The 3,343-nt window shown below is 41.2% G+C and carries 4 protein-coding genes; 3 read left to right on the forward strand and 1 reads right to left on the reverse strand.

Going from position 1 to position 3,343, the window contains the following annotated elements; translation table 11 throughout:
- Nucleotides 1-157: 157 nt before the first annotated feature.
- The 3 genes from AC075L_RS06870 (at nucleotide 158) to AC075L_RS06880 (ending at nucleotide 1,049) form a co-directional block, all read left to right on the forward strand.
- Nucleotides 158-481 (forward strand): SH3 domain-containing protein, encoded by a 324-nt coding sequence (locus tag AC075L_RS06870; RefSeq protein WP_020993697.1) that lies wholly within the window; start codon nucleotides 158-160, stop codon nucleotides 479-481.
- A 205-nt stretch (nucleotides 482-686) separates the two neighbouring features.
- Nucleotides 687-893 carry a hypothetical protein gene (locus AC075L_RS06875; RefSeq protein ID WP_025579443.1) on the forward strand — a complete coding sequence of 69 codons (207 nt, stop codon included), beginning with the start codon at nucleotides 687-689 and terminating at the stop codon, nucleotides 891-893.
- 9 nt (nucleotides 894-902) lie between these two features.
- Nucleotides 903-1,049, forward strand: a complete 147-nt coding sequence (locus tag AC075L_RS06880) for a hypothetical protein (protein ID WP_155513483.1) — start codon at nucleotides 903-905, stop codon at nucleotides 1,047-1,049.
- 159 nt (nucleotides 1,050-1,208) lie between these two features.
- Here AC075L_RS06880 and AC075L_RS06885 read toward each other — a convergent pair whose 3' ends face one another.
- Nucleotides 1,209-2,945: an ammonium transporter gene (locus AC075L_RS06885; RefSeq protein WP_476387417.1), complete on the reverse strand. Its 1,737-nt coding sequence runs from the start codon at nucleotides 2,943-2,945 to the stop codon at nucleotides 1,209-1,211.
- Between the last annotated feature and the right edge of the window lie 398 nt (nucleotides 2,946-3,343).

Raw genomic sequence — 3,343 nt, forward strand, 5'->3', positions numbered from 1 at the left:
ACGCCACCAGCCGGTTCTCATATCAGATCCCAAAACAGGTAATATACTGAATAAAGATGGGGTCGTGGTTGGAACTACGCAGGAACCTTATAGTAAAGCACGTCCAGGTTCTCAAGGATGATGATATGGTGTAAAAAAATTATGGGAGGAAAAGATTATGAAGTATATGAGAAAAAACTCATTTGTAGTGTGTTTGGTCATAAGTGCAATTCTTTTGACAAGTTCATTTGCAATGCCGGTGCTTGCTGCGGAAAATACAGGAATTGAAACAAGCTCTGTCACGAGAAGCGTACCGGGATATTACAAGTGCACAGGGTCGGATGTAAATATTAGATCAGGCCCTGGAACACAATATACAATAGTAGGCACATTGAATTATGGCACAAAAGTATATGTATATTCTATCAGTAATGGGTGGGCCAAAATTTCTCTTGGCGGCATTTACCGTTATGTTAGTGCCGATTACCTTCGGGAGCTTTAAGGAAAAACATTTAATATAAACGAGGCATAGGTAAATAGCTGTATGGGCTGCCGCACTGAAAAGTTTGGTGCGGCAGCACTTTTGTTTACTTTTTTAATTGAAACTACAAATGGACAAATTCTAAAAAACGTCCCAAAAACAGTATTCTGTGTTTGGGTTATAAAGACAAATTTAAAATATATAGATATTTCCGGTGGTTCGTGGTATGATAAAAATAGAAACAAAAGTGCTATTTCAAGAAAGGGTGATGGTTATGGCATTGGCACAGGCAACAAAATCCCATGAACCAACTTATACAATCAATGATGCAATGGATGTTCTTTTGTCAAGGCTGGATGAAGCCATTGATGATATGGAAAGTGACAGAGTGCAGATAGTGGAAGAAGCATGGGCAGAAATTGATGCAATATAAGGGGTACGGATGGAAAAAAGAAAATACAAAGTTGTAATTGCCCAGAGCGGCAAGCTGGATGTGAAGGAAAAAAGAAATATATCCTTCAGCAATTTAAATACCGGGAGTATGCAGAGGATTTTTCCCAAAAGATTAAAAAGCGGTTCTTGCACTTGACACACTTCCTACCAGATATAATACAATAGGCTTCCGATATCGTGGCTATGATATTTACATGAAATATACTGCCTGTTTTTTAACGCCATTGGAATTGTTAGAAAGAAAGATTAAAATAAGAGACACCAGCAATCAATACGCTGATGTCTCTTATTAATATTACCTGATTGTTGATAAATAATTTACTTTGTATCCTGGCAGTGCGAGATAACCTTCTTCGCCTGTACGGATCTTAACGACATTTTCAATGTCATATACAAATACTTTACCATCACCAATCTGACCGGTATGGAGGACTGCCTTGGCAGTTTCGATAACTTTCTGTACAGGTACGAGACTTACAACAATCTCAATTTTGACCTTAGGAAGAAGATTCATTTCCATCTCAACACCACGATAGTAGGATGGAGCACCTTTCTGTACACCGCATCCGAGAACGTTCGTAATAGTGATACCTGTAACACCGATCTCATTCATTGCCTGCATAAATTCATCAAGCTTATTCTGACGGGTGATGATAACAACTTTTGTAAGCTTATGAACGCCTTCTTTCGGAAGTTCAGGAACTGATTCAGCAGGAGCAGAAGGTCTGGCTGTGACAACAGGAGCTTTTATGGAAGTTCCCATAGGAGTCGGAACACCAGCCATTGCGAAACCGTCATAAGCACTTGCAAGACCATGTTCTTTGGAGTCAAGACCTGCGATCTCTTCTTCAGCTGAAACACGAAGTCCGATTGTATGTTTGATTACCTGGAAGATAATTGTCATAGTAACAACAACCCATGCGATTGTGATGATCATACCAGTGAACTGAACACCAAATCCGTGGAAGCCGCCGCCTGTAAGGAGTCCTTTCCAGTCTGTGCCTGATCCGTCTGAGAAAAGACCAACTGCAAGGGTACCGAAAGCACCGTTTAAACCATGAACACCGACAGCACCAACAGGGTCATCAATTTTCAGAACCTTGTCAATAAATTCAATACCAAATACTACGATAAAACCGGAAGCAATACCGATGATTGCTGCGGATGTAGGAGAAACTGTGTCGCATCCTGCTGTAATTGCTACAAGTCCTGCAAGAGAACCGTTCAGAGACATGGAAACATCCGGTTTTTTGTAACGTACCCATGTGATGATCATAACAGTTACAGTTGCAACAGCTGCTGAAAGGTTAGTAGTAACGAAGATTTTACCGGCACTTACGATTGCATCGCCTTCCATACTTACTGTGGAAGCACCGTTAAATCCGAACCAGCAGAACCAGAGGATAAATACACCTAAAGCGCCAACTGTAAGGTTGTGTCCCGGGATAGCCTTTGATTTGCCGTCCTTTGTATATTTACCGATACGAGGTCCAAGGATGATGGCACCGATCAGAGCTGCCACACCACCTACCATATGTACTGCACAGGAACCTGCGAAATCGTGGAATCCCATCTGGCTGATAAATCCACCGCCCCAGATCCAGTGTCCGGATACCGGATATACAACAAGACTGATCATAAGGCTGTAGATGCAATAGGAAAGGAACTTGGTACGTTCTGCCATTGCACCGGAAACAATTGTTGCGGATGTTGCACAGAATACTGTCTGGAAGATTAAGAATGCCCAGAAAGGAACTCCGTCAGGAAGCATTCCTGAACCATAGTGTGCTTCTGTGGCAATACCACCGATCTTTCCGATAAATCCATTACCTGCACCAAACATCAGACCGAAGCCGACCAGCCAGAAGACCGGGGTTCCGATACAGAAGTCCATCAGGTTTTTCATAATAATGTTACCTGCGTTTTTGGCTCGTGTGAAGCCTGTTTCTACCATTGCGAATCCGGCCTGCATAAAGAAGACCAGCGCGGCGCCGACCAGCACCCATATTGTGTTTACTGCGGAAAATTCCATAATAATATTCCTCCCTCATAAAAATTTCCTCATATTTTATAAAATGCAAAAAGCGCGATGCCTGGAAATGTAGCCAGTTCATCGCGCTTTTGCGAATATAAAATCCATATTTATAGTGTATTGCATAACTGATGTAATAGAAAAGACATTTCGTATGACTGTATGCAATGCAGTTTAAAATCAAAATTATATGTAAAACAGGAGAACATCAAAATATCGTGTGATTAATGGATGAGGAAATCGATAATGAATTATGAAGTAGAGTTCATAAAGATATTCCCCTGTTATTACCTGTTAATTAAACGGAAAACAGAAGCTTGTCATATGTAGGATATGGAAGCAGTGCATCCGGAATCAGAGTTTCTGCTGCATCTACAGACTTTCTGAGTTCATCCATA

The sequence above is a fragment of the Blautia sp. ZXY-1-B12 genome (assembly GCF_056339915.1).

Excerpts from the sequence above, each read along its gene's own strand:
- AC075L_RS06880 (WP_155513483.1), top strand. The coding sequence starts at position 903 with ATGGAAAAAAGAAAATACAAAGTTGTAATTGCCCAGAGCGGCAAGCTG.
- AC075L_RS06885 (WP_476387417.1), bottom strand. The coding sequence starts at position 2,945 with ATGGAATTTTCCGCAGTAAACACAATATGGGTGCTGGTCGGCGCCGCG.
- AC075L_RS06875 (WP_025579443.1), top strand. The coding sequence starts at position 687 with ATGATAAAAATAGAAACAAAAGTGCTATTTCAAGAAAGGGTGATGGTT.
- AC075L_RS06870 (WP_020993697.1), top strand. The coding sequence starts at position 158 with ATGAAGTATATGAGAAAAAACTCATTTGTAGTGTGTTTGGTCATAAGT.